The 24,370-nt window shown below is 65.7% G+C and carries 25 protein-coding genes; 14 read left to right on the top strand and 11 right to left on the bottom strand.

The annotated features are described in order from the left end of the window. The 3 genes from J3S28_RS14645 to J3S28_RS14635 are packed head-to-tail and all read right to left on the bottom strand — an operon-like array spanning position 1 to position 5,707. The gene (locus tag J3S28_RS14645; protein ID WP_207841487.1) at positions 1-3,402 is read right to left on the bottom strand and encodes an ATP-binding protein; all 3,402 of its coding nucleotides are present in this window, start codon (positions 3,400-3,402) and stop codon (positions 1-3) included. Further along, complete coding sequence (locus tag J3S28_RS14640; protein ID WP_207841486.1) at positions 3,399-4,184, bottom strand: DUF4194 domain-containing protein; 786 nt, start codon at positions 4,182-4,184, stop codon at positions 3,399-3,401. Before J3S28_RS14640 ends, J3S28_RS14645 begins: the two co-directional genes overlap by 4 nt. Beyond that, the gene (locus J3S28_RS14635; protein WP_207841485.1) at positions 4,181-5,707 is read right to left on the bottom strand and encodes a DUF3375 domain-containing protein; all 1,527 of its coding nucleotides are present in this window, start codon (positions 5,705-5,707) and stop codon (positions 4,181-4,183) included. The genes J3S28_RS14640 and J3S28_RS14635 overlap by 4 nt, the downstream gene beginning before the upstream one ends. Before the next feature lie 217 nt (positions 5,708-5,924). On the opposite strand from J3S28_RS14635, the gene J3S28_RS14630 reads away from it, so the two are divergent. The 5 genes from J3S28_RS14630 to J3S28_RS14610 all read left to right on the top strand — a co-directional run bounded on the left by J3S28_RS14630 (position 5,925) and on the right by J3S28_RS14610 (position 9,497). Beyond that, the gene (locus J3S28_RS14630) at positions 5,925-6,089 is read left to right on the top strand and encodes a hypothetical protein (protein ID WP_168176601.1); all 165 of its coding nucleotides are present in this window, start codon (positions 5,925-5,927) and stop codon (positions 6,087-6,089) included. 193 nt (positions 6,090-6,282) lie between these two features. Beyond that, entirely contained in the window at positions 6,283-6,912 is a 630-nt protein-coding gene (locus J3S28_RS14625; RefSeq protein ID WP_207841484.1) for a superoxide dismutase, read from the top strand. 273 nt (positions 6,913-7,185) lie between these two features. Then, positions 7,186-7,743: a peptidase gene (locus tag J3S28_RS14620; RefSeq protein WP_207841483.1), complete on the top strand. Its 558-nt coding sequence runs from the start codon at positions 7,186-7,188 to the stop codon at positions 7,741-7,743. A 182-nt stretch (positions 7,744-7,925) separates the two neighbouring features. Then, entirely contained in the window at positions 7,926-8,678 is a 753-nt protein-coding gene (locus J3S28_RS14615; protein WP_207841482.1) for a TMEM165/GDT1 family protein, read from the top strand. 57 nt (positions 8,679-8,735) lie between these two features. Then, complete coding sequence (locus J3S28_RS14610; protein WP_207841481.1) at positions 8,736-9,497, top strand: SDR family oxidoreductase; 762 nt, start codon at positions 8,736-8,738, stop codon at positions 9,495-9,497. Between the two features lie 64 nt (positions 9,498-9,561). Here the strand turns inward: J3S28_RS14610 and J3S28_RS14605 are convergent, their stop codons facing one another. Then, entirely contained in the window at positions 9,562-10,110 is a 549-nt protein-coding gene (locus tag J3S28_RS14605) for a hypothetical protein (protein ID WP_207841480.1), read from the bottom strand. A gap of 147 nt (positions 10,111-10,257) precedes the next feature. On the opposite strand from J3S28_RS14605, the gene J3S28_RS14600 reads away from it, so the two are divergent. Then, positions 10,258-11,202, top strand: coding sequence for an AurF N-oxygenase family protein (locus tag J3S28_RS14600; RefSeq protein ID WP_207841479.1), 945 nt, complete (start codon positions 10,258-10,260; stop codon positions 11,200-11,202). Beyond that, positions 11,202-12,782: an FAD-dependent oxidoreductase gene (locus tag J3S28_RS14595; RefSeq protein WP_207841478.1), complete on the top strand. Its 1,581-nt coding sequence runs from the start codon at positions 11,202-11,204 to the stop codon at positions 12,780-12,782. The genes J3S28_RS14600 and J3S28_RS14595 overlap by 1 nt, the downstream gene beginning before the upstream one ends. Positions 12,783-12,789: 7 nt before the next feature. Here J3S28_RS14595 and J3S28_RS14590 read toward each other — a convergent pair whose 3' ends face one another. From J3S28_RS14590 to J3S28_RS14580, 3 genes are read right to left on the bottom strand one after another with little or no spacing between them, the layout of a single operon-like run. After that, positions 12,790-13,920, bottom strand: coding sequence for an MAB_1171c family putative transporter (locus J3S28_RS14590; protein WP_207841477.1), 1,131 nt, complete (start codon positions 13,918-13,920; stop codon positions 12,790-12,792). A 7-nt stretch (positions 13,921-13,927) separates the two neighbouring features. Beyond that, positions 13,928-14,440: a hypothetical protein gene (locus tag J3S28_RS14585; protein WP_207841476.1), complete on the bottom strand. Its 513-nt coding sequence runs from the start codon at positions 14,438-14,440 to the stop codon at positions 13,928-13,930. Positions 14,441-14,465: 25 nt separating this feature from the next. Beyond that, a complete protein-coding gene (locus J3S28_RS14580; RefSeq protein WP_143695245.1) occupies positions 14,466-14,996 on the bottom strand; it encodes a helix-turn-helix domain-containing protein in 531 nt (176 codons plus the stop codon). Between the two features lie 272 nt (positions 14,997-15,268). Here J3S28_RS14580 and J3S28_RS14575 point away from each other — a divergent pair, with 272 nt between their 5' ends. Next, complete coding sequence (locus J3S28_RS14575) at positions 15,269-16,072, top strand: hypothetical protein (RefSeq protein ID WP_207841475.1); 804 nt, start codon at positions 15,269-15,271, stop codon at positions 16,070-16,072. 9 nt (positions 16,073-16,081) lie between these two features. On the opposite strand, the gene J3S28_RS14570 is transcribed toward J3S28_RS14575, so the two are convergent. Next, positions 16,082-17,752: a TM0106 family RecB-like putative nuclease gene (locus J3S28_RS14570; protein WP_207841474.1), complete on the bottom strand. Its 1,671-nt coding sequence runs from the start codon at positions 17,750-17,752 to the stop codon at positions 16,082-16,084. Between the two features lie 138 nt (positions 17,753-17,890). Between J3S28_RS14570 and J3S28_RS14565 the strand changes: the two genes are divergently transcribed. The 6 genes from J3S28_RS14565 (at position 17,891) to J3S28_RS28585 (ending at position 21,934) form a co-directional block, all read left to right on the top strand. Continuing rightward, positions 17,891-18,583 carry a DUF6474 family protein gene (locus tag J3S28_RS14565; RefSeq protein WP_207841473.1) on the top strand — a complete coding sequence of 231 codons (693 nt, stop codon included), beginning with the start codon at positions 17,891-17,893 and terminating at the stop codon, positions 18,581-18,583. A gap of 32 nt (positions 18,584-18,615) precedes the next feature. Continuing rightward, a complete protein-coding gene (locus J3S28_RS14560; RefSeq protein ID WP_207841472.1) occupies positions 18,616-19,062 on the top strand; it encodes a YtxH domain-containing protein in 447 nt (148 codons plus the stop codon). A 73-nt stretch (positions 19,063-19,135) separates the two neighbouring features. After that, entirely contained in the window at positions 19,136-19,840 is a 705-nt protein-coding gene (locus J3S28_RS14555) for a YcnI family copper-binding membrane protein (RefSeq protein WP_207841471.1), read from the top strand. Then, the gene (locus tag J3S28_RS14550) at positions 19,837-20,352 is read left to right on the top strand and encodes a copper resistance CopC family protein (protein WP_207841470.1); all 516 of its coding nucleotides are present in this window, start codon (positions 19,837-19,839) and stop codon (positions 20,350-20,352) included. The genes J3S28_RS14555 and J3S28_RS14550 overlap by 4 nt, the downstream gene beginning before the upstream one ends. 3 nt (positions 20,353-20,355) lie before the next feature. Then, on the top strand, positions 20,356-21,282 hold the full coding sequence (locus J3S28_RS28750; RefSeq protein ID WP_207841469.1) for a CopD family protein: 927 nt from the start codon (positions 20,356-20,358) through the stop codon (positions 21,280-21,282). A 67-nt stretch (positions 21,283-21,349) separates the two neighbouring features. Further along, positions 21,350-21,934 carry a hypothetical protein gene (locus tag J3S28_RS28585; RefSeq protein WP_272874194.1) on the top strand — a complete coding sequence of 195 codons (585 nt, stop codon included), beginning with the start codon at positions 21,350-21,352 and terminating at the stop codon, positions 21,932-21,934. Between the two features lie 52 nt (positions 21,935-21,986). Here the strand turns inward: J3S28_RS28585 and J3S28_RS14535 are convergent, their stop codons facing one another. From J3S28_RS14535 to J3S28_RS14525, 3 genes are read right to left on the bottom strand one after another with little or no spacing between them, the layout of a single operon-like run. Further along, complete coding sequence (locus J3S28_RS14535; protein WP_207841468.1) at positions 21,987-23,540, bottom strand: succinic semialdehyde dehydrogenase; 1,554 nt, start codon at positions 23,538-23,540, stop codon at positions 21,987-21,989. Between the two features lie 10 nt (positions 23,541-23,550). Next, positions 23,551-24,036 (bottom strand): ribonuclease E activity regulator RraA, encoded by a 486-nt coding sequence (gene rraA, locus J3S28_RS14530; protein WP_084892479.1) that lies wholly within the window; start codon positions 24,034-24,036, stop codon positions 23,551-23,553. A gap of 54 nt (positions 24,037-24,090) precedes the next feature. Beyond that, positions 24,091-24,336: an RNA-binding S4 domain-containing protein gene (locus J3S28_RS14525; protein ID WP_207841467.1), complete on the bottom strand. Its 246-nt coding sequence runs from the start codon at positions 24,334-24,336 to the stop codon at positions 24,091-24,093. Positions 24,337-24,370: the final 34 nt, after the last annotated feature.

The following is a 24,370-nucleotide window of genomic DNA, read 5'->3' as shown; positions in this document are numbered from 1 at the left end:
CTACTTTCTTCCGCCGGTCGCCCGGGCTGCTGCGAGCTCACCGAAGGTCGCTGCGCGAGCATCCGAACGAGCGCCACCTTCTCCGGTCTGCTTGTCCACCAGGATCACCTGACCGATGAACGGTTCGACGATGCCGACCATGCGGATCGGGGCCGCGATGATCAACTGGAAACCGAACTGCTCGAATGCCCGCAGCGACTGCGAGCTGAAGGTCTCATCCGATTTGCTGAATGCCTCGTCCAGCATCAACGGAGCGAAGCCCGGTCGGTGGTCTTCTCCGTGCGAGAGAGAAAAGCTCAGTGCCGCAGCAAGACAGAACGCGACGAGCTTCTCCTGCTCACCACCGGAGTTGGAGGCGGTGTTGCGGTAGGTGTGTACCGGAGGGTCATCGGCGGGGGCTCCGGAGCTGAGTTCTTTACCGTAGAAGGTGTAGCTGTTGCGAACGTCCAGCACGTTGTCGCACCACCGGCGATTCTCCGCATCGGTTCCGGTGAGCCGGGCGACGAGACCGCGGATGCGGTAGAACTGCCGCGCCAGCACGGCACCGTCACCGGACTTGGCCGCCGGAGCATCCCGGATCATCGAGTCGACGATCTTGGCGAACTCCCGGGACTCGTCCGTCGGATTGTGCAGTTGGGCGATCTGCAGGTAGGTGTCCTCGTTGAAGTCGACCCGCTGCAAGCCGATGTTGACCTCGGCGATACCGCGGGTGATCCGCTTGTTGGTGTCCGCGATCTCCTTGTACAGGTTGGACACCGAATGGCTGATGTCGGTGGTGATCAGCTGCCGGAACCGCTGTTGCGTCGAGGCCAGTCCGTGCTCGACCAGACTCTGGTGGATGGACACCAGATCGGCCGCGTATTCGACACTTGCACTGAGGTTCGCCGACGCCTCCGGCCACTCCCGCAGGAACGCCTCGCCCGCTCGCACGATCCGGTTCTCCGCGCCGTCACGTTCGGCGTTGGCCTTTCCGACCACAGCTTCCAAGGCATTTCGCAGATCCGACCGCACCTCGCCGTAGTTGTCGAGGGTCAGGGTCTTGCCGCCTGCCGACAGGGTTTCCGCCAGCACACCCGCGAGATACTCCCGGTCGGCATCGTCGAGTTTCGTGCTCTCGGCCTTCACCTGCTCGGCTTCGGCAAACCACCGGTCCCAGTCCGAACCGACGTGGCCCAGTTGGTCACCGAGCGCACCGACCCGGGCGACGGCCTCTCTCCAGTCGGCGCGGGCGATCTCGACCTGCTCTTCGAGTTCCGCGAGATCGACACGATTCTCCCGCACGCGGTCGATCCGAGCGTTGAGTTCGTCGGCGTCGCGACGGGAGGACCACCAGTTGAGCTCGGCCCACGAGGCGTACGCCGCGAGCGCGTCCGCGTTCTTTGCGCGTTCGCGATTGGCCTCCAACAGATCTCGCTTGTCCTGGGCCGCCTGACGAGCCTCGGCGAACAGTGCTTCCCGGTGATCGCGCAGTTCCTCGAGTGCGGTCCGCTTGCCGTCGGTGTTCGACCCGAGAATCCATTGCGTGCGATCGGAGACCGAGCGTCGATCGTCCTTGCGGAATCGGTCTCGACCCGACTTCACCAGGCCCTGCGGTGTGACGGCGAGCGGATGCTGGTCGAGCTGCGCCGGAAGATCGACACAGATGTGTTCTGCGCTGCGTGCCACCACACCCGCAAGCCAGCCGCCTGCCGGATGGCGTTCGTCCACCAGCAGCTTCTCCGCCAGCGAACCCGGAACCGGATCGGCGGCGCTGGATGAATATTCTTGATAGACACGGTATTCGAGCACCCCACCCAGATTGGTCCGGTTCACGAAATCACCAATTGTCTTCCGGTGCGCCTCGGGTACGAGCATTGTCATGCCCAACCCCCGCAGCACACGCTCGGCGGCGCCCGCCCACCGATCCTTTTCGGCCGGATCGACGTCGATCAGCTCCGCGGCGAACGGCAGCTCATCGGCAGGCACACCCGTGGCCTGGGCGATCCCATCCCGCTGGCCCAACACCTCGCGGGGCAACAGGGATCGTCGGGTGTTGAGGCTGGCGAGTTCCTCGACCGCGGCCTCGAACTCACGGCGGGCATCGGTCTCCGCGGCGAAGAAGCTGTGCGCCGTGGTGGCCAGCTTGTCTGCAGATTCCCTTGCCGCACGGGCGATTTCCGGGGCACGCAACCGCAGCGCCGCGAACTCGTCCTGCGTCTCCGGGGTCTGTTCCCCGAGACCACCGACCAGAGTCGCGTACCGCTCGTACGCCCGGTTTCGCGCGGTGACCTGCTGCTCGAACGACTTCAGCTCGGATTCGAGGGTGGTCAGTTCGCCCTTCTCCGAGGTCAGTTGGTCACGCAACGACGTGTGGCGCTCCTCGCGCTCGTCGGCGAGATTCTCCCACTTGGCCACCTCGTTGTCGAGACGCTCACGGTCGGTGTCGATCTGGTCCAGGCGCGCTTGCAGCAGCGTCATCCGGTGCTCGCGCATGAACGCCCGCATCGGGGGACCCAGCAGGGTCCCGGCGCGGGTCGTCGATTCCTCTGCGCTGCAATAGGTGTCCCACGCATCAGGGATCGGGCGCAGCACCTGCTCCTGCGCGTTGGCGCGGGCCGCCGCCTGGTAGGCCTCGTCGAGCTGGGTGAAGTTCTCCACCAGCCGTTCTGCTTTCGCGTACGTCTCCGGCCGGTCGAGCATGTAGGTGCGGATGAACAGGTTGAGGTCGCCGACGTTCTTCATCGCCTTCGCCTTGCCCATCAACGACAGCGCGGCCGATGACTGCCCGATACCGACCCGGCGGCGCAGGGCCTCCTGATACGCACTCTGCACGTCGAAGCACTCCACCGCAGGATTCGCCGCGCGGTACCGGCGGATGTCGAAACCGCTCTGCGCCCAGACGTTCAACGACAGCAGGTCGAAATGTCCGGTGTGCAGCTGATACCACGAGCGCAGCGAACTGCCGTCCGTACCCGAACCCGGGAACCACTTGATGGCCACCGCCGTGGTGGACGATCCGGCACCGTTGTCGTACGTTGCGGCGATCGCCGACCACGTCGCTCCGTCGGCCCGCAGGTACTGCACCTGCGACTGGTTGTAGCGGTCATCGTTCTCGGCCCACGCCCCACGGACGTAATCAGCCATGGAACGAGCGGCCTTCTTGGCGCCCTTCGCGGACAGATCGGCGGAGGCGTTGAACACCTGGTCGTAGGTGGGCAGCAAGACCACCGAGTGACCGTCCATCATCGATGACTTGCCCGACCCCGACGGTCCGGTGAGCATCACGCCGCGCTCGTCGATCGGATAGTCCTTGTAACCGTCGAACGTGCCCCAGTTGACCAATTGGATTCGGGTCAAGCGGAACTGGCCGATGTTCATGGTCCGCTTGCCGGCTCGTACCGGGGTCTCGAGGATCTCGGTCATGGCGTGCGCTCCCGGTCGTCGAGTTCGGTCAGGTCGGTTCCGTCTTCGGCATGCTCCCCGGCAAGTCGCCGATAGGCCTCGGTGTACGCGGCGACCTGTTCCGGCCCGAGCAACGAAGCGATCACCCCGTGCACCACGTAGCGATCGGTGCCCGGCAGTGCGCGGATGATCTTGCGCGACTCCAGTTGGTTGATGGCGGCGTCAATACGCTTGATGAACCCGGCCTCGTCGGTGTCCGACACCGGCTTGTAGGTGAGCATGTGGTCCATGATCTCGCCGCGTTCTGCGACCACCGACTCATCTGCACTCGTCAGATACTTCTGACGCAGGAACAGGGCCAGCACCGAGGCGGCCAGGGTGAGGGTCTGTGCGCGCAGGATATTCCGTTGCCTCGGATCGTTTTCCGAGACCTGCCGGGTGAAGGCGTACTTGTGTTCCCGATTGATCTCGAGCTGCAGGTTCAGTTCGGAGAGCCGGGATCTGATGACCTCTTCGTGCACCTCGATGGTCTTCCAGTTGCGCGAGCGTACCGAGACGTGCGCTGCGGCGACCAGCTCCTGCAGGGCGTAACAGACCGGCGCGGGTAGCGCGGAGGTGTCGCCATCGAATCGCGCGTCGACCTGCGGGTCGCTGATCGTCCCGACCGGCTCCGAGCCGTCGAAGGCGAAGTGCGACAGATCGACCGATGGTTCGGTCAGTGCACCCGGATCGTCGACGAACAGGTCTTCGCCTTCCTGCTGCTGGATTTCCTGCTCGCCCGTCGGCTCTTCCGGAGTACTCACCTGACCACCTTCTGTCCCGCTTCGTCTGGCTCGTCCAGCAAGTGCATCACCTCATGTGGCTGCGCGGTTATGGGGTCGGGCAGCGAATGCGTGAAAAGCACGGCGGGCATGTTGATCTCACGTAGACCGCGGGCTGTATGGGCCAGGACGGTGATCTCGGCGCGGGTGTCGTCGGTCGCACCGTGCCGCTGCGCCAGCGACCAGATCCCGATCACATCGCCGGTTCTCGCGGTCGGCAGCAACACCAGGACGTCGTCGATACCGGCCGGTCCCGATGCGATGGCATCGTTCACCGCATCGGTCAGGGCGTGCCAGTCGATCGACTCCACACCGACCAGGTCGGCGGGGTCGATCCTGATCTCACCCGCAGTATCGGCGACCGCACCGGGTGAATCGATGATCCCGTCGTGAAAGACCAGGGCTCCAACGGAATTGGAGCTTGCGGCGCTCATCGGAACGGCGATGCCCATGTCCTTGCCCGGACCCGCATGAACAAATGCGGCAGCGGCGGCGCGCTGGGCGTCGGAAATCTGGCTACGCAGCGCGCGGTAGTGCAGGAAGTCGCCGTCCTTGACGAACGTGTTGATCCGGCGATAGACCTGCCCCCGCACCTCGTCGACCGACTGCACCTCGTCCCACATCCGGTCGATGAACCCGGTGAGGGTGTCGAGCAGGTCGTGGGGCAGGTTCGGCAGCCCCGAGGCGATCGCCGCGATACTCGCCTCGAGGTCCTCGCGGAGCCGGTGGTCGGCGATCAGCGTGTAGAACGTGTCGAACGCCTTGCCCTCGTCCGAGTCGGCGAGCGCATCGTGGCCATCGAACATCCGGTTGAGCACGTCCGCGTGCGATCCCTGCTCGGCGTCGAGGCCGCTGGTGAGCAGGGCGCGTGAGTTCTCCCGCATCTTCTCCCCGTAGCCGATGATGTCTGCCGGCATCCGTTCGGCCAGCGAACTGACCATCCTGATGTCGTCGAGAACCCGGCGGGTGTCGACCGCCGGAATCGCGCCGGCTGCGAGTTCTTCTCTGCGCGCGGTCAATTCGCTGATCTTCTGGTCGATGTCTCGGATGTGCTCACCGGGATCGGGATTGATCGACACCGCGATGTTGGACAATCGCGACATCACCAGCTCGAGCACCGTCTCGGTGGCGACCGTGCGGTTCTGGCGCACTGCCTGCACCTGCGCGATGGCCTGGGTGGCCCCGCGCGTGAGCTGGTAACGCTCGATCTGAGTGTCGGCCACCAGGGTGCGGGCCAGGTACCCCGCGCGCACCCAGCGGTCGAGCAGGTCGTCCGCGGTGGGCAGCTCCCAGCCGCGCTGCAGCCAATGGTCGGCGAGGTCCGCAAGGTCTTTCTCCACGCCCGCGCTCAGATGGTCACCGTCGACCTGACCGTCGGCCAGCCGGGCCGCCATGATCGCGAGGTAGGGAACCGCGTTTCGCGAGCGCAGGAGGCGAAGGGTGACGTCGCTGTCGGCGTTGTCACCGTAGGCGGCGTACAGCTGTGCTGCAGTCGGGCGTGCCAATCGATCCACCTCCGCTCGATCTTCCTGGCGTTTGGACGCACAGCATTCGCATCGCGTGCCCCGCGGAAGATGATAGTTGGATGGGCGATCAGGCCCCATCGCGCGATCACGGCTTGAGTCCTGGCCACAGACATGCTTAGCTTGCGACACATGCGCGCTTGTGACGGTAGTCACTCACCAGTGGCGCACCGGGTGGGAACGGACGGCAGGAGAACGGGTGGCAGCCTCGACCAGTTCCGGAAACAACGCTCCGCTGTTCGAGCGTCGTCCCCGAACGTGGCCGGGTGCAGAACCCATCAATGTCGGAGCACGCTGCCTCACCACCGGCATCAGCGTCGTGGCCCTGCTGCTGGTGCTCGCCATTCTGATCTTCGTCTCCTAGTACGCAGAGCAGGGCCGTTTTCCCCGGCCGATCAGCATCGCCAAACCTCAACCAGGCTTGAGGTGCATCTGGCGCACGCTATTGCACATCGCCATATCCTGCGTAAGGGTAGGAAGTGCACTCAAACGGGTAGAGCCCATTTAGAGGACGACAAACTGGGGATTTTCCGTCCCCGCATAGTGAGAGGAACATCGTGTCTGACTACACCTTGCCGGATCTGGACTACGACTACGCAGCTCTCGAGCCGCACATCTCCGGCAGGATCATGGAGCTGCACCACAGCAAGCACCACGCCACCTACGTCAAGGGCGTGAACACCGCAGTCGAGAAGCTTGCGGCTGCTCGCGAAGACGGCACCATCGCTGACAAGGTCTTTCAGCTGTCGGCCAACCTCGCCTTCCACCTCGGCGGGCACACCAACCACTCGATCTTCTGGAAGAACCTGTCGCCCAACGGTGGCGACAAGCCAGAGGGCGACCTCGCCGCAGCCATCGACGATCAGTTCGGCGGATTCGACAAGTTCCAGGCGCACTTCACCGCCGCAGCCACCACACTGCAGGGCAGCGGCTGGGCGATCCTCGGCTACGACACCATCGAGGGCAAGCTCCTGATCGAGCAGCTGACCGATCAGCACGGAAATACTTCCGTTGGTTTCATCCCCATCGTGATGCTCGACATGTGGGAGCACGCCTTTTACCTCGACTACCAGAACGTCAAGCCGGACTACGTCAAGGCGTGGTGGAACGTGGTCAACTGGGCCGACGCCTCCGAGCGTTTCGCCAAGGCTCAGGCGCAGGGCTCCGGCCTCATCGTGCCTGCCTGAGCGCACCCCGCTCCACGCACCATCACGCGGCGGCCGCCCTTCGGGGCGGCCGTTGTTGTGTCCCTGGCTCGCTTCGCACGCCGGACGGTGTCAGTTCGCTTGGCTCACGGCATGCGAACGGGCCGGATGAGAACTCCGTGTTAAACCGCTGTTTTAGCAGTCGAGTCGGCTTGTGTGCCAACCATTTACCGGGCATGCTGCGATAGCAGGCAAAAATTTGAGATCAAGGGCGATCACATAAACGAATAGCACTTCCGGCAACAGGAGGTCACCATGAGCGAGGACGCCACCGGTCACGAGAAGTCGCGGTCCGGATCCATTCCGATCGGGCTCACTCCCTTCCACCGAGACGGCGAACTACGCGGGATCCTGATCTCGGGTCGCTGGCCGGACACCACGCTCGAATGGACACAGACCCTTGTCGCATCGGTGCGGATCGCCTGCCGCCCCGGCTTCCTGCGCACGACGACGGTGTTCAGCGTGATCGAGGACCGCCCTGAGGTGTGCGACCCCGACACCGTCGGGTTGATGCTCGCGGTCGGCAGTGTCATCGACAACGACTTCGCGGACGCCGGTCCTTTCTATACGCCGCCACCTGCACTGTTGATGCTGCATCCACCGTCAGAGACGCGTCCGTCGCTCCCCGAGTGCTCCGATGTCGCCTCCGGTTGTGTGCTGCTGCCCGGCCTCCCCGAGCTCGGTCTCGAGCACCGCGCGGGGTGGGCCGAGGCCGAGGCCGACGGCACGGTGGTGATGATGCGGAATCAGGTGGGTGTCGATCTCGGCAACGACCCCGACACCGCCGTCCTGGCGATGCTCCTCGCTGCTTAGATCCAGACCACTTGTCCCCCGATCGTGCAGGTCAGGGCAGCGCGGTATGCCGGCGCAGAATTCCCGGGTAAGGGAAACCTAAGTTTCGGTTTCCCAAACTTTTAAGAAAGGGCCTCCCACCTGCGGAAATACGGGTGCGCAAGCTGTTGCAGTAATTGATGAGGCAGGCTTACGTTGGTCGTGTGATTACCGCATTCCTGGTCAGCTTCGGCGTGATCTTCGTTGCCGAACTCGGTGACAAGTCTCAGCTGATGGCGATGACGTTCGCTCTCCGCTACCGGTGGTGGGTCGTTGTCCTCGGCATCACCATCGCCACGACTGCAGTGCATGCGGTCTCCGTCGGCCTCGGACATTTCCTCGGCCTGTCGATCCCCGCCGACCTGATGTCCATCGTCGGCGGGCTCGCGATGTTGATCTTCGGATTCTGGACGTTGCGCGGCGATTCCCTCGACGACGACGAATCGGTGAAGGCCGAACGCGTCAGCAAGTCGATCCTGCTTGCGGTGGTGGGGTCGTTCTTCCTCGCCGAACTCGGCGACAAGACGATGCTCGCCACCATCACCCTGGCCACGGACCACAACTGGGCCGGCGTGTGGATCGGGTCGACCATAGGCATGGTGGCCGCAGACGGTCTGGCCATCGCCGTGGGCGCCCTGCTGGGTCGTCGCCTCCCAGAGAAGGCCATCGCCTACGGAGCAGCTGTGCTGTTCTTCGTCTTCGCCGTCTGGCTGACGGCCGAAGGGCTCGTGACGGCGAACAATTTCGTCGTCACCATGTTCACCATCACCGCGGTCGCGATCATCGTCAGCGGGGGTACCTGGTACGTCCGCAGTCACCGCGAGCACGGCCGCCTGGAAGCCGCACGCGCGGAGCGCGGGCGCATCGCCGACGAACAGGCCCCGGCCGAGCGATCGCTCACCACAGCCGCTGACTAGGGTGTTCACAGCGGGGTCGACAACCCGCGGACACTTGTAGAAGGGACGGCAACAGCAGTGGAGATCTCAGGTTCAGCAGTATTGGTCACGGGCGGCGCATCAGGTCTTGGGGCCGCCACCGCCAAGTGGTTCGCCGACGCGGGCGCGGTCGTCTTCGGGCTGGATCTGCAGCCGTCGATCGACAAGGCCGGCGCGACCGAGGGCGTCACGCTGATCGCCGCCGACGTGACCAGCGAAGCCGACGTCGAGGCGGCACTGGACACGATTGCGGAGTCCGGCGCCCCGCTGCGGGTTGCGGTCAACTGCGCCGGAGTGGGCTGGGCCAGCCGTATCCTCACCAAGAAGGGCCCGCACGAACTCGACCTGTTCAAGAAGATCATCGAGATCAACCTGGTCGGCACCTTCAACGTCATGCGCCTGGCCGCCAACCGCATGCAGAAGCAGGACGCGGTCGACGAGAACAACCAGCGCGGCATCATCATCAACACCGCCTCGGTGGCCGCGTTCGAAGGGCAGATCGGTCAGATCGCCTACACCGCCTCCAAAGGCGGCGTGCACGCGATGACGATCACCGCGGCCCGCGACCTCGCGCAGGTCGGCGTCCGCGTCAACACCATCGCCCCGGGCACCATCAACACCCCGATGCTCGATGGCATCACCCCGGAGTTCAAGAAGACCCTCGAGGCAGGGATCCCGTTCCCGCAGCGCCTTGGCGAGCCGGCCGACTACGCGAAGCTGGCCGCGTTCCTGGTCGATCACGACTACATCAACGGCGAGACCATCCGCATGGACGGCGCACTGCGCATGGCACCGCGCTAGACCTTTCACGCCACCACGAGCCGGGCTCACTCGAGCCCGGCTTGTTGTGTCTTCACCGGAACGATCAGCCCGGCAAGAAGGCATCCGCCGCCGCAGACGCAATGGCAACCATCATCAGCCGGGCACCTGTCCCGAAAGCGGCTGCGAGCACGAACCCGAGAGCGCAGTCCGGCGACGTCGAATCCGGAGCGCCGGCGACCATACCGGCGATCCTGATCTCGGTGGACCATTCCGCGGTGATGCTTGCCTCGTCGGCCGTGAACATCCCGACCTCGTTGTCTCCCCGGTAGCCCGAACCCTTCACGAGACGATGACTGCTCGGCGTTGCCGGGGCGAAGAGCCACTCTTGGCCGTGACCGGAGACCCGGACGCGATAGGACCGGCGAGAGAATCTGCCCCGACCAGGGCGCACGGCATACTCCTCGCCATCGAGCAGAAGCTGCAGATGCTGCCCGTCCCGCGTCCCGATCGGCACGTCCGAGCGGATTTCGGGGGTACCTGTCCTGGTGATCGACGCGGTGGGAACGTCGTCCCCGGAAACCACGATGCCGCGCCCGGCGTCCGTCGTCTCGACGACCACCGTTCCGTAGCGGGCGTCCCACATCTCGAGCATGTCAGCGACGGTAGCCGAACCTGAGAGCTCACCGACGACGCATGCCTCATAGGTTTTCGGACAATCCCTTGACCGATCACGTCACATCATGACAACATCTATTGTTATATCAATGAGCATTGTCGGACTCGGGTGAAGGGAACTCCCATGGTGGCCACAGCTGCAAACGCCTCGACCATTCGCGATCACGGAGACAACGTGGTCAGCCTGCGTGATCAGGGGGCCGACGAGGTGTCGAAGCGGCTGCTCGCGTCGTCCGCGCGGCTGTCCCGCAACGCCATGACGGAGATCGACTGGGATCAGCCGATGGACCCGGCGAAGTACGGGTGCAGTCCGGAGTGGTCGTCGCTCTATGGCACCGACTACTGGGACGAGATGACCGAGCAGCAGCGAGTTGCGCTGACCCGGCATGAGTTCGCATCCATCATGAACATCGGCATCTGGTTCGAGATGATCCTGCAGGAGATGGTGATCCGGGACCAGTACCTCGGCAATTACCACAGCTCCGAGTTCCAGTTCGCGCTGACCGAGGTCGCCGACGAGTGCAGGCATTCGATCATGTTCGCCAAGGCCTCACAGAAAATGGTCGGCAAGTCGTACCACCCGTCGAAGTTCGTCGGGCGTCTCGGCAAGGTGTTCATGCGTACGGCCCGCGCCGAGGTGGCCTACACCGGAATCCTGGTCGCCGAGGAGATCCTGGACGTCTTCCAGCGCGGCTGCATGCGTGATGAGCAGGTGCTCCCCTTCATCCGCACGGTCAACGAGATCCACGTCCTCGAGGAATCGCGCCACATGAAGTTTGCCCGGGAAGAGGTGCGGGATTCCATGAAGGGTGTCGGGTGGGTGCGCCGTCAGTGGAGCGCGCTGGTCGTCTCGATAGCCGCCGCGTTCATCTTCACGAGCATGATCCGGCCACAGGCCTACTCCGACGCCGGACTCGACGCCAAGCGCGCAGTCGCCGCCCGCCGGGGTAACGAGCACTTCAAGTCGATGGTCCGGAGCAGCTGCGCCCACCTCATGAGCTTCCTCGACGAAGCAGGATTGCTCACCAAACCCGCCGCGCGGGTCTACCGGAAAGTCAACATGCTCTGATGTTCGTCATCACCCAAACCTGTTGCAGCGACGCGGCATGTGTCTCGGTCTGTCCGGTCAACTGCATCCATCCGACTCCGGAGGAGCGCGGGTTCGGTAGCTCCGACATCCTGCACATCGACCCCGAGGCCTGCATCGACTGCGGCGCGTGCGCCGATGCCTGTCCCGTGGACGCCATCTATCCCGCGGACAAGCTCGGTACCCGGGACAAGGTCTTCATCGACATCAATGCCTCGTACTACCGCGACAACTCCGACGTCACATCCGGCTGGACCCCGATCACCTACCCTGTCATCCCGAAACTCCCTGCCGGACTTCGGGTTGCGCTGGTGGGCACCGGGCCCTCGGGCGGGTACGCCCTGCGCACCCTGCTCGATCGCAGCTCCGCGCAGGTGACCGTGATCGACAGGCTTCCCACCCCCGGCGGTCTGGTCCGGGCCGGTGTCGCCCCCGACCACCCCGGCACCAAGAAGGTGCTCCAGGGTTTTGATCTGCTCTACCGCAATCCCCGGGTGACGATGGCGACCAATATCGAGATCGGCGACGACGTGGCCGCCGGCCAGATCACGCCTGCCGAACTCAGCGAACACTTCGACGGTGTCATCTACGCCGTCGGCGCGAGTGACTCACGCCGCCTGGGGATCCCGGGTGAAGATCTCCCCGGCTCGACGTCGGCAACCGACCTGGTGGCCTGGTACAACTCTGCACCCGACTTGGGCGAGATCCCGATAGCCGCCACCGACCGGTCCGGCAGGGTGGTGGTCGTCGGCACCGGGAACGTTGCACTCGACGTCGCGCGCATCCTGGTCTCGCCGCCGGAGATACTGGCGACCACGGACATCGCTGATCGCGCCTTGGCCGTCTTGCGGGAACAGAACGTCCGCGAGGTGATCGTGGTGGGCCGCAGAGATCAGGCCGGTGCCGCGTACTCCTCGGCGGAATATCGTGCGCTGTCGTCGATCCCCGGCGTCGAGGTGATCGTCCACGACGATCCGGGCACCACCGTCGACCTCGCGGCACCGGCGGACCCTGCCCGGCGACGCATCGTATTCCTCTTCCACACCACGCCCGAGGCCATCGTCGGAGAGGACCATGTCGAGGGGCTCCGGGTCGTCACGGGTGAGCGCCGGCACGAGATCGCCGCCGACCTCGTCGTCCGGTCCATCGGCTACCGCTCGACCCCGATCGCCGGCCTCCCGTTCGATGATGGCCGCGGGGTGTTCCCCAACGTCGACGGTCGGCTCGTCGGCGCTGACGGCGCCGTTGTTCCCGGCGCGTACGTTGCGGGCTGGGCCCGGCGTGGACCCCGCGGCGGGATCGGCGCAAACAAGGTGTGCGCCGAGAATACGGTTGAGATGTTCCTGAAAGATGCTGCCGCCGGCGCTATCTCGCGCTCACAGCACGCACCATCTGATTTCGGGACCCTGTTGCGAAAGCGTAAGCGCACCGTCATCGGCTATCGGGGCGTCCGAGCCATCGACCGCGCCGAGCGGCAGGCCGGGGCAGAACTCGAGCGTCCGCGCGTCAAGTTCACCACGGTCGGCGAGATGGTCCGCGCGGCCGGCCGCCGCGCCAGGTAGTCCGCGGTCAGCCGGTCCGGTTGCTCCCCCGGGTGACCGGGTGGTCGGCCAACGCCCGTGAAATACGAAGTAGCGGTGCGGCGTCGGCGTCCAGGTCATCACCTGCGCCGACGAGCACCTGCCGAACAGCACCGGACGAGCCGCCTGCCTCGCGATAGACCTCCACGGCGTCACGCAGGTAGAAGACCTGATCCCGATCGGTCAGTCGATCGAAGTCGTCGGGCAACAACGGACTGAGCTGCAACAGCGCATCCCGGATCTCCACGACCCGACGTTGGTAGAGCAGATTGATCGATCCGTCGACATCGGTACCCGAGCGAAGGGGTAACACCACCTCCGGCAGTGCCGACGTGGTCAGAGACCACAGTGGCTCGAGGTCCGAGTGGTCTCGGCGGTGGCGAAAGTTGTACCGCACCTTGATCCAGCGGGCCCGCAGCATCGGGTAGCAGATCCCGGCCAGGAAGAGAACCGCTCCGACGGACGAGATGACCGCCGAGATCTTCAGCAGGACAGGAACAGTGGCCAGACTCAGCCCGGACAACACCACGAATGCGGTCTGTACCAGCGAACCCAGCCCGACGAGCGAGAGACCGGTCAGCAGAACCATCAGGGAATGTCGGAGATAGCCGTCTGCCAATCCGACATATCTCCGGATGGAGAGCACACACGCGCCGAGGCCATAGACGAGGTAGCACCCGGCTATCACGAAAAACAGCGCAAATCCGAAGTGCTGCACCGTCCATTCGGAGACGTTCTCGGTGCGCACCGGGGTCGGGGTGACCAACATCGCCACGTTCAGCCCGATCATCGCGATGACGAGCGGCACCGCTTCCATCCCGGCTCGCCGCTGACGTTGCTCCTCGGCAGATCCGAAGAAGAACACGATGACCAGCGCCGCGACCCCACTTGCCAACAGACAGTAAAAGATCACCCGAGCCGCCCCGGTGAACAAGGTCGTGTCCAGCCATTCCCGCACATGCGGGTTGATACTCACGAAGGCAAGGGTCATCGCAGAGATGGCGACGGTCATGGCCGTCGGCTGAAGTCCCGCGCCCTCGCGTCGTATCCGGTCTATGCGCCAGCACAACGCGATCGCGAACAACGCGAGCGCACCTGCGTTGACGGTTGCGATCACCATCGGTGGCCTACAACCATCCGGAATGTCCTCCGAGAATGCTCTGAATCCCCCGCAGCCCATCGTGTTCGGCTGATCGACCGACGCCCTGCGCTGCTGTGGTCGCCCATTCGCGAATGATCGTCGCCAACATCTCGGCCTCCCACTCCCGCTCATTCGAGTAACACGTCCGGCTCAAAGCCTCAGAGGTACCGGCTTGGTCCGGTGCGTCGGCGGTCAGCAACGACCCCGGAGTGCCCAGGATCTGGTGCCCCGCGATGAGGTGGCCGAACTCGTGGATGATGATCTGATCGCGATGCAGTCTTGTGGTGTTCGCCTGGTAGAAGAAATAGTCTGCGTCGTCCGCCATCAGCCAGACCCCGTTCGGGGTGCCGGCCGGCAGCGGGTGCGCCAGGATCTTGATCGCCCGGCCGCGCCTGTCGCCATATCGGGCACACAACTGTTCGGCGTCAAGAGGCAGATCGAGGTCCAGGTCGGCGAGTTCGCGACGACACAGGGCCCGCAGGATTCTCTCGGATCGCATCAACCATCCTTCGGTTCCTGACGGTCTAGTCGGCGGCCTCGCGCCTTTCCACCACGCGCAGACCAGAATGGCCGTGGCCGAGCTCGGGCTCTGACGACTTGAGAAGATCCGGCGGATCCGCGGGAAGGCCTTGCTGGACCCGCAGGACCTTGATGAGTTCGTTCACGACGGTGACCGAGTCGCTGGACAGTCCGGCCAGCCGGAAGGCGGCCAGCTGAACGCTCGTGTCGGCCTGCAGTCGCATCAGATCGATCTGGTCGCGGGTGCGCTGCGCCGCCCGGTCCTCGAGAAAGTAATGCACGTCGACGCCGAACGCGGCGGAGATGCCTTCGACGGTCCGGAACGACGGCGACTTCGCCTTGCCTGACCGGAGCTGACTCAAATACGACTCACCGAGGCGGAATCCCAGCTCGGTCGACCGATTCGCGATCGCCTTGGCGCTGTATGCACGCCCATTCGGGCCGGGAACGGTGCGGAACAGCTCTTCGAGACGCCGTGCGAACAGGCCCGGATCGAAGGTGGTGTCGGGATCCACCGGGTTCACAATGTCAGACATTCCACGCTCCACGCGCATCTCAGGTGTGCCTCCCAATGAGGGCCGATCGCTGCGCAGCGACCAGCTAGAAGTAAGAAATTCACTACTCCGCACGTCGTGTTTGCCATATGGTAGCTTATCGAAATATTGCTGCCAAGGCGGTGCAGACTGCCCGCGATGGCATGCAGATTGCTCTCGGACTCCAGGTCGACGCTGACCGGGCCCACCTGAATAAACCGTGAACAGCACGAAATTTCAAGAGTCACGCGCCGTTCACCCCCATGGAGGTTTCGATGTCGAAGCACCGTGCGCCGCGGGTGCGTGTCCTGCGGTGGTCGGCAACCCTGGCGGCAGCCGCCCTGGTCGCCGGAGGCGCCGCACTCGTCTTGACCACCTCGTCTCCCGCCGACGCGCACTGTCATCCCGGTGATCACCACCACCACCACTGCAACGGTCCGAGTGAGACCGCGACAGAAACGACCACCACCGAGGCCACGACGACCACCGAGGCCACCACCAGCACGTCGACCACCAGCAGTTCGACAGCCGACAGTTCGACAACCACGTCGGCTTTCGTACCGCCGATCAACGGTGGCGGCACGGGCGGCACCCGCCAGACGCGCACCACACCGACCCCGACGGCCACGCCCACCGGCACGCGACTGCCCGGCACGCGGCTGCCCGGCACAGCACCGAACAAGAATCCAGAGTCCTCCAAACCCGCTGCCGAGCAGGTCCCCGGCGTGGCCGGGGGTGGTGGACGCGGGTCGGGTACCGGTGGAAGCGGCGGGGCCATCGTTCCGGTACCGACCGTCGATGTCCCCGAGACCATCTCGTCACCCGCCGCGCCGCAGGCCACCCGAGCCCCGGGAAACCCCGCCGCGACGCCGCCGAATCCGGCTCCGGTTAACACAGACGCGGGAGCTCCTCTACCTGCCTCGGCGAGTTGCCTACTCGGTGCCGACTCGGCAGGCGGATGTGCCGGCGCGGACACGGCGCGCGACCTCGCCCCGGCCGGATTGCTCGCGCTCGGCGCGCTGGCACTGCTGGGGAGCGGCTCGTTCCTCGAATCCCTTCGCGGATCTCTCCGCGGCTGACAGCGCTGGTCAGGTCGCCGCAGGACCGGGCAGGTCGGTGCCCAACGGGACCTGCTCGGCGGCACCTGCGCTCATCCACTCACGTAGGGCCTTCGTCGCCTGGACGTCGTCTTCGTTGTACTCGAGTAATCGGGCTCGCTGCGTCTGATCGATCTGGTCACCGTCCAGTCCCACCGCACGGCGGTACCACTGCATCGACGCCTCACCCCCGGCTTCGTCGTCGCGCCAGTGAAAACCGGCGTGGGGAGCGACCTTCTTGAGACCCTTGCCCTGCGGACTGAGGAAGTTGCTGCTGACGGCCTCGTAGATGTCCACCCACTGGGGTGAATTGATGAACTCGAGCACCTCGTCGCGGGTCGGGACCCCGGGCTCGCCGACAAACCGGTCCGCGGAGCCGAGCAGCCACCGGTTCTCGGCCTGTTGTGAATAGCAATAAGCCGCAAAAGTCTTGCCTGCCGCGACACTGCGGTCCCGTTCGCCGATCAGCCACGTCCAGAACTCGGCGAACGAGCGGGCCTCGTCGCGGGTCGGCAACGGCGTCCAGGTGACGAACGGGCGATAGATCACCGGCCGCAACGGATCGGTGTTGTCGGTGAGCAGGGTGCCCCATAGATAGGCCCCGTCGTCCTGGTAGCTCTCCATGTCGACATCGACCTCGACGTCGGCGCGCACCACTACGACCTCGGGCATCCGACGGATCAGCGACACATCTGCCAGGCGGGCGCGCGCCATCAGGATCGCGTCGTCGAGGGTGCCCGGCCAGCCCTCCGGCGCCGGTCCGTCGTATCCGGCCAGCTGATCGATGGTCCGTACATCGACTGTCGCGAGCAGTTGGGTGAGATTTCCGTTGACGACGAGGCTGACGTCTCGGGCCGCCTCGAGTTCGGGCCCACACTTCGACCACCAGGCGCAGCTGCGGCACTCGCCGATCCGGGACGGCGCCGTGGGCACGTCCCCAGCCGCGATGCCCTGCCGTCTGATCAGCAGAGCGTCGTACCGGATCAGCGCATCCGTGAGATCGAGGACGACCATGCAGTCGATGTCGAGGCCGATGACGCCTCCTGCCGGCCCGGCGGGCAGCAATCCGACTCCCGCGACACCGAGCGTCTGCAGCATCCGGTAGAGCTGGGCCAGCCGCGTGGTGTCCCGGGAATTCCCGCGCACCTTGCGGGTTTCGTCGATCATCGGCTGCCACGCCCACACAGGACTGGTGATGGCACCCGAACCGGGATCGGACGCCTTGTGGTTGACGACGATCACCGGCATGTACGCCGCACCCTCGTGGGCCTCGGCACCCCGGGTGTCGTCCACCCGGATCAGCAACTCCGCCCAGCCGCGGCGACCACCCTCGACGTCGTCGGGCAGGGTGGCGCCCCAGATCCAGCGCGCACCGGCGGCGATGGCCGCCATCGTCTGCTGCACGCGGTAGGCCCGCCCACCGGCGGACGCGTCGGCCCACCCCGCGAGTTCGTCGGAGTGCAGCGCGTGGAGCATGTCCCGGACCCGGCTCCGGTGGTCGGCGGCCGCTTCTTTGCGCATGGCCACCCCGGCGTCGTCGGGCACGGCAACCGCGGCGGGGAACCTCGAGTCCAGGGCAAGACGATGCTCGCAACCGCTCAGGTCACGAGGCGTCAGCAGAGTGTGTGTCGGGCCAGATGGCACCGATGATCGTGTTGCCATCGACACCATCCTCCGTCTTGAGCGCTCGGGCCTACAACTCCGGTGAGCACGCTATGTAATGCTTGTACCGCAACTGCACGACAATTCGCACACCGCCGCAGGCGGGGCTGGTCGAAACAAGCGAGAGGGTCGCACCGCATGGGTCTGTTCAGTTCCGGTCGCACAAGCCGAGCCCAGCGCAAAGCGCAGGCGAAGGCCCTCAAGGCCAAGGCCAAACTGGAGGCCCGCCTCGAGGACAAGTCCGGCCGCAAGGACGCCAAGGCCGAGCGGAAGCAACAGCGCAAGCTCGCCAAGAAATCGTTCAAGGCCCAGGCCCAGCTGGACAAGAACGCCGCGAAGGTCTTGGCGAAGACCAACGAGACGAATTTGAAGATCGCGCAGGCCAACGCCAAGGCCGTTGCCGACGGCAAGTTGCTCTCCACCGCCCGCGTCAAGCGATACCTGCAGGTCGCGAAGGTGTTGTCCCCGGTTCTCGTACCCATCGCCTACCGCGCGAGCACGGCGGCCCGCGAACAGATCAGCCGCGTCCAGGCCGACCGCGCCGGTGTTCCGATAGCGGAACTGAACCGGTACAGCGGCCACGGCGCGGCCCTGTCCGCACGGATCTCGGGCGCAAAAGAGTCGCTGCAGACCCTCACCGCCAAGCATTCGGACGCCGAGACGAAGACGTTCACCACGATCATGGGGCAGCGGTTGTCGGATCTGTCGACCGCGGTCGCGGCAGCCGAGCACATGCCCGCCGCGCGCCGGCGCAGCGCGCACGCCGCAATCAGTCGTGAACTGGCCGCAATCGACGCCGACCTCCTGGCCCGGCTGGGAGTCCGTCCCTGAAATCTCTGGCCGTCACTTTCACCGCACCGGCGTTGGCGGTTGCCGCCCACGGTGTGGCGTCCGGCCATCTGCCCGGTTCGGCCGGGCTCGTGTTGCTCGTGGTGATAGGCGTCGCCGCGGGTGCCCTGTCACACCGGCTCACTTCGATGGCGGCATTCGTCGCCTTGCTCACCGGCGCCCAGTTGGCGGGTCATACCGTCCTGTCCCTGACCGCCGATCCGATGGCCCATACGCATTCGTCGACCGCGGCCATGGCCTCGACCCACCTCATCGCCATCCCGATCTGCGCACTGTTGATCGCCGGGTCGGGCAGGCTTTACTCAGTGATCACGTCGGTCATCCGGACCCTGCGGTTCCTGGTCGCCGGGCCGATCACCGACCTCACCCGATTCGTGGTGACTTCCGCTCCGCAGCGGCGACCCCTCGTCGGTGTCCTCGCATCCGGCGGCGTCGGACTCCGGGGACCGCCGGCGGCCTGATCGCCTTCTCCTCCCCCAACCACCCGCCTTTCGTGCGCGGTGGCATCACTGCGATATCAAGTCAGGAACAATCATGTCTTCATTTTCACGACGCGCCCGCGTTCTCGGTGCCTCACTCGCCGCCGCCACCGTGGTCGGCGGTCTGAGCCTGCTCGGCGCCGGCGTCGCGGCGGCACACGTCACCGCAGCCGGCGACGACCTCACGCAGGGCGGCTACGGCGTCATCACGTTCCGGGTCCCCAACGAGTCGGACACCGCGAGCACCACCAAAGTGGCGGTGACACTGCCCAACCTGAAGTCCGCTCGAACCGAACCGATGCCGGGCTGGACCGCCGAGATCACCAAAGATCCCGCCAGCGAGGAGGCGACCTCCGTGACGTGGACGGCAGCCCCCGGCAACCCGGGCATCAATCCCGGTGAGTTCGTGCAATTCCGGCTCTCCGGCGGACCGCTACCCGAGCAGGCGACGGTGACACTGCCCGCGGTGCAGACGTACTCCGACGGTGAAGTGGTGGCGTGGGATCAGCCGACGGTCGAAGGCCAGCCGGAGCCGGACAAGCCTGCTCCGACAGTGACACTGGGCGCCAAGACCGCCGACGGGCACGGCGTCGACACCGCAACCCACGAGGAGGACAGCCAGAGCACCTCCGAATCGTCCGAGTCGAACACCGAGTCGAATACCGACAACACCGCGCGTTGGCTCGCCGGTACCGGAATCGTGTTGGGCGCCTTGGGCATCGGCGTGGCGGTCGGCGCACTGGCCCGCAAGCGCTCGTGAGGCGGTTGGCGCTGACCCTCGGCGCGATCGTGATAACACTGCTGACGACGTTCGCGTTCGCCCCGACAGCATCGGCACACTCGGCGCTGGTCAGCTCCGACCCCGCGGACGGTTCGTCCGTCAGTGCGGGACCTCCGACAGTGACGCTCACCTTCAACGAGCCACTGCAGGAGAGCTTTCCGGCGTTGACCGTGGTGGGGCCCGATCGAAACTACTGGCAGGACGGCGAACCGACCGTCACCGGCCGTAGCGTCAGCACGCAGCTGCGCGAGCTCGGGCCTGCGGGCGAGTATCTGATCAACTACCGGGTGACGTCGGCGGATGGGCATCCGGTCGAGGGTCAGCTGACGTTCACCCTCACCACCGCCGGACAGGGCACTCCCGGCGCCTCCGTCGATGACGACGACGAATCCTCGTCCTCGGGCATCCCCGTGTGGCCGTTCATCGTCGTCGCGGTGGTCGTGTTCGGAGGCGGTCTGGCCGTCGCACTCCGCCTGCAGCGCAGGAATTAGGCCGTGCGGGCTGCGGGCACGACGCGTCGTGAATGGTTGATCGGTGTCGTGCCCGCGGCCTGGCTCGGAGTCGGGTTGTGCTGGGTGATCGCCCGCCCGGGCGGTCCCGAGATGGATGCTGCGGCGAGCGCGGTGGCCATCTGCGCAGCCATCGCCGTGCTGGGGCTGACCAGCCTGCGGGTGCTCGGTGGAGAACCCACCGAGCCGCGAGCGCTGCAGATGGTCGCGATCCTGGCCGGCGTCTGGTTCGCGGCCGCGCTGGTCGCCGCCTGGCTCGGGGTCGCCGAGCGGACCGGGCGCTCTCCCGGAGCGGTCGGGTTGTCGGACTTCGTGCGGGTGAGCGGGGTGACGCCGGCCCTGATCGGTACCGGATGTGCGCTGGTGGTGGCGGTGTTCGCGGTGGTCTGGATGTTCCGGCCGACGATGGCGGCTCCCGAGGCCGCGGCCGCGGTGACCGCTCTTGGATTGCTGATCGGACCCGTGACCGGTCACCTCGGTCAGCAGACCGGCGGGCCGGTGTTGGTCGCCGTCCACGTCCTCGCCGCCGGTTGGTGGTGCGGTGGGTTGGCAGCGCTGGCACTGACCGTTCGAGGCCGAAAGGGTTGGGCGACGAGCCTGCCACTGTTCTCCGGGTATGCGCAATGGTGCGTCCTCGTGCTGTTCCTCACGGGCGTGGTGGCAGCGTTTCTCGAACTCGATTCGCTCGGTGAGCTGACAACTACCGGTTACGGCCGCATCCTGCTGGCCAAGTCTGCAGGCCTCGCGATGCTGATCATCGTTGCCTTTCGTCAGCGCACCACCTGGTTGCCCGCGGCGCGCGCCCACCGCACCGGCGAAGAGGTGTCCCTGCGTCGCGCGATCACCGAAGTCATGCTGATGGCGGTGGTGATCGGCCTTGCCGCCGGCCTGGGAACCACTGCACCCAACTGAGCCGACTCGGTCGGTACCGGGCATCATTGACAAGGACGCAGCAGAGAGCGAAGGAGCGCAATCTTCCATGGCCGACCCGGATCTGAACTCCCCTGGCGATCAGCCTTCTCCTGACGGGCCCGGGACTCCACCGGCGAAAAAAGCACCTGCGAAGAAGGCGGCCGCGAAGAAGGCCCCGGCGAAGAAGGCAGCGCCCGCCACAAAGGCTCCGGCGAAGAAGACAGCTGCCAAGAAAGCGGCTCCGGCGAAGAAGGCAGCGCCGGCCAAGAAGGCACCCGCGAAGAAGGCCGCACCCACGACGGACTCGGTGCCTGCCGCCACGTCTGCCGCGGCGAAGTCCGCGCCTCGGAAGCCACCGACGAAGAAGGGGCCCGACAAGCCGGGTAACACCGCGCCACCCAAGTCGACACCCGCGCAAGCGGTGGCACCTGCGCCCCCTGCGGCACCGAAACCTGTTACGCCCGAGCTCGTCGTCGAGGAGCCCACCCCCACCGAGGAGCACAGCGCCCGGTTCACCGCCCTCAAACGTACCGAGCCCACACCGGTGCCCGAGCCGTCGCGGCAGGTTCCGGTGGTCAGTGTCGGACTGGCGTTGTTCGGCGCATTGGTGATCTATGTGGTTCGCTGGTGGAGGAACCGAAGCGGGACCTGACCGGCCAGAGAGTCAGCTGACCTTTCTGGCCGAGGCGTCCGCGCCGAAGCCCCTACCGCCCGGGCAAGAACTTCAGCGACTTGATGAAGGTCGGCACGATCCGCAGGAACAACCCCCGCGGCACGCCCTTGATACCGCCGAGACCGATGACCCGCTGTTCGGCGACGGTCTGCGGCTCGGTGTACTTCAGCAAACCCTCGGCGCCGTGGCGGCGGCCGACCCCGGAGATCCCCATCCCGCCCATCGGAGCGGCAGTGGAACCCCACGCGGCGGCGTACCCCTCATTCAGGTTCACCGTGCCCGCCCGCAGTTCCGCGGCGATCTTGCGTCCCTCGTCCGACGACCCCGCGAAGACGCTGGCGTTCAACCCGTATTCGGTGTCGTTGGCTCGTTTCACCGCTTCGGCCACGCTGTCCACCGGGTAGATCGCGACAAGCGGCCCGAAGGTCTCGGCCGCGAAGCACTCCATACCCTCGGCGACCCCGGTCAGCACGGTCGGCTCGAAGAAGAACGGTCCGAGGTCGTCGCGGCGGTTACCGCCTGCCAGCACCACCGCGCCCTTCTCTTTGGCATCTGCGACATGGGCGGCGACAGTGTCGACCTGAGCCGCTGAGGCGAGTGATCCCATCTCCGTGGTGAAGTCGTACGCGCTGCCGAGTTTCATCGCGGCGACCCGTTTGGCGAACTTCGCCGAGAATTCCTCTGCGACGGGGTTCTCCACGTAGATGCGCTCGATGGAGATGCACAGCTGCCCGGAGTTGGAGTAGCAGGCTCGCACAGCCCCCTCGACCGCATTGTCGATATCGGCGGTCTTGGTGATGATCATCGGGTTCTTGCCCCCGAGTTCGGCGGAGAAGCCGATCAGCCGGCGGCCGCACTGCTCGGCGAGCTGCGCGCCCGTCGCCGAGGAGCCGGTGAACATGAGATAGTCCGCTTTGGCGACAATCGCTTGTCCCACAACCGATCCCGGACCAGGGACCACGGCGAACAGTTCCTTGGGCAGACCGGCCTTGTAGAGCAGTTCCACCATCGCCAGCGCGCAATACGGGGTCTGGCTGTCCGGCTTGAGGACCACGGCGTTGCCGGCCATCAAGGCGGCCAGGCCGTCCGACACCGCGAGGGTCATCGGGTAGTTCCACGGGGAGATCACGCCGACGACACCCTTGGGCTGATAGCGCACCCGGGCGTCGGTCGCGAGCGGCAGCATGCCTTTGACCTTGCCGGCCGCGAGCAGCTTCGGGCCGGTCTTGGCGTAGTGCCGCGCGGTCATCGCGACGTCGAGCACCTCTTCCTGGGCATAGCTCCGCGCCTTGCCCGTCTCGGCCTGCGCCATGTCGGCCAGCGCGTCGAGGTTCTTCATCACCAACGCGGCGAACTCGATGAGCACCGCCGCCCGCTCACGTGGCCACACCTGCGCCCACGTGCGCTGTGCGGCGCGCGCGATCTCGAAGGCGGCATCGACGTCCTCGGCGGTACCCACCGGAACCGTCGTCATCTCCGTGCCGCTGAACGCCTCGAGCACCGGCCGCGTCGGCCGCGATCCGAGGTCGTCGATCGCGATCAGTTCGCGCAACCGGTCAAATGTCGCTGTATCTGGTTTCGCCATGATTTTTCCCCTATTCAGACGCGACGAGGACGATGCCGTCGTCGTCGCTGTACGCCAGATCGCCGGGAGTGAAGGTGATGCCACCGAGCTCGACCGGCACATCGCGCTCCCCTGCGCCGGACTTGGTGGACTTGCGAGGATTGGTCCCCAGCGCTTTGACGCCGATGTCCAGGGTCCCGATGATCTTGGCGTCGCGGATCGCGCCGTTGACGATGATCCCAGCCCAGCCGTTGGAGCGACCCAGTTCCGCGATCACATCGCCGACGAGGGCGGTGTGCAGCGATCCTGAGCCGTCGATCACCAGCACCCCGCCGTTGCCCGGCTCGCCGAGAACCTCTTTGAGCAGGGCATTGTCCTGCAAGCAGCGGACCGTCGTGACCCGGCCAGCGAACTCGCGCCTGCCCCCGTACTGGGTGAGTTGAAGATCGCAGCTGCGTACGTCCGGGCCGATCTCGTCTACCAGATCGGCCGTCGCGACAAAGGTCGTCTCAGTCATGGACAACAGCGTAACGACTTGTACTTACTCACCGGTAACAAGGCTTCGTGTCGGTCACCAGTTGATGTCCGGCTCCGGCCCATCTCCGGACCCGACGACCGCCTCGGCACCACCGATCTCCACCACGTCCCCGATCACCAATTGTCGGCCCCGTCGGGTCTCGGTGTCACCGTTGACGCTCACCAGCCCGTCGGCGATGACTTCCTTCGCTTCCGACCCGGATTCGATCAAATTTGCGAGTTTCAAGAACTGGCCCAGGCGGATGATGTTGTCGCGGATCGGAATTGTTTCTCGGCTCACCGTTCAATCATCGCATCGCCACGCTAACGTTACG

This window comes from Williamsia soli (assembly GCF_017377795.1).
GTDB classification, from domain to species: domain Bacteria; phylum Actinomycetota; class Actinomycetes; order Mycobacteriales; family Mycobacteriaceae; genus Williamsia; species Williamsia soli.
Note: the sequence above shows the minus strand (reverse complement) of the source record. Positions and strands in the feature narration are given on the sequence as shown.

Coding starts and splice junctions, on each gene's coding strand:
- J3S28_RS28585 (WP_272874194.1), top strand. CDS start 21,350: ATGGCCGACCCGGATCTGAACTCCCCTGGCGATCAGCCTTCTCCTGAC.
- J3S28_RS14605 (WP_207841480.1), bottom strand. CDS start 10,110: ATGCTCGAGATGTGGGACGCCCGCTACGGAACGGTGGTCGTCGAGACG.
- J3S28_RS14555 (WP_207841471.1), top strand. CDS start 19,136: ATGTCTTCATTTTCACGACGCGCCCGCGTTCTCGGTGCCTCACTCGCC.
- J3S28_RS14570 (WP_207841474.1), bottom strand. CDS start 17,752: ATGGCAACACGATCATCGGTGCCATCTGGCCCGACACACACTCTGCTG.
- J3S28_RS14600 (WP_207841479.1), top strand. CDS start 10,258: ATGGTGGCCACAGCTGCAAACGCCTCGACCATTCGCGATCACGGAGAC.
- J3S28_RS14575 (WP_207841475.1), top strand. CDS start 15,269: ATGTCGAAGCACCGTGCGCCGCGGGTGCGTGTCCTGCGGTGGTCGGCA.
- J3S28_RS14590 (WP_207841477.1), bottom strand. CDS start 13,920: ATGGTGATCGCAACCGTCAACGCAGGTGCGCTCGCGTTGTTCGCGATC.
- J3S28_RS14565 (WP_207841473.1), top strand. CDS start 17,891: ATGGGTCTGTTCAGTTCCGGTCGCACAAGCCGAGCCCAGCGCAAAGCG.
- J3S28_RS14645 (WP_207841487.1), bottom strand. CDS start 3,402: ATGACCGAGATCCTCGAGACCCCGGTACGAGCCGGCAAGCGGACCATG.
- rraA (WP_084892479.1), bottom strand. CDS start 24,036: ATGACTGAGACGACCTTTGTCGCGACGGCCGATCTGGTAGACGAGATC.
- J3S28_RS14535 (WP_207841468.1), bottom strand. CDS start 23,540: ATGGCGAAACCAGATACAGCGACATTTGACCGGTTGCGCGAACTGATC.
- J3S28_RS14620 (WP_207841483.1), top strand. CDS start 7,186: ATGAGCGAGGACGCCACCGGTCACGAGAAGTCGCGGTCCGGATCCATT.
- J3S28_RS14585 (WP_207841476.1), bottom strand. CDS start 14,440: ATGCGATCCGAGAGAATCCTGCGGGCCCTGTGTCGTCGCGAACTCGCC.
- J3S28_RS14580 (WP_143695245.1), bottom strand. CDS start 14,996: ATGTCTGACATTGTGAACCCGGTGGATCCCGACACCACCTTCGATCCG.
- J3S28_RS14595 (WP_207841478.1), top strand. CDS start 11,202: ATGTTCGTCATCACCCAAACCTGTTGCAGCGACGCGGCATGTGTCTCG.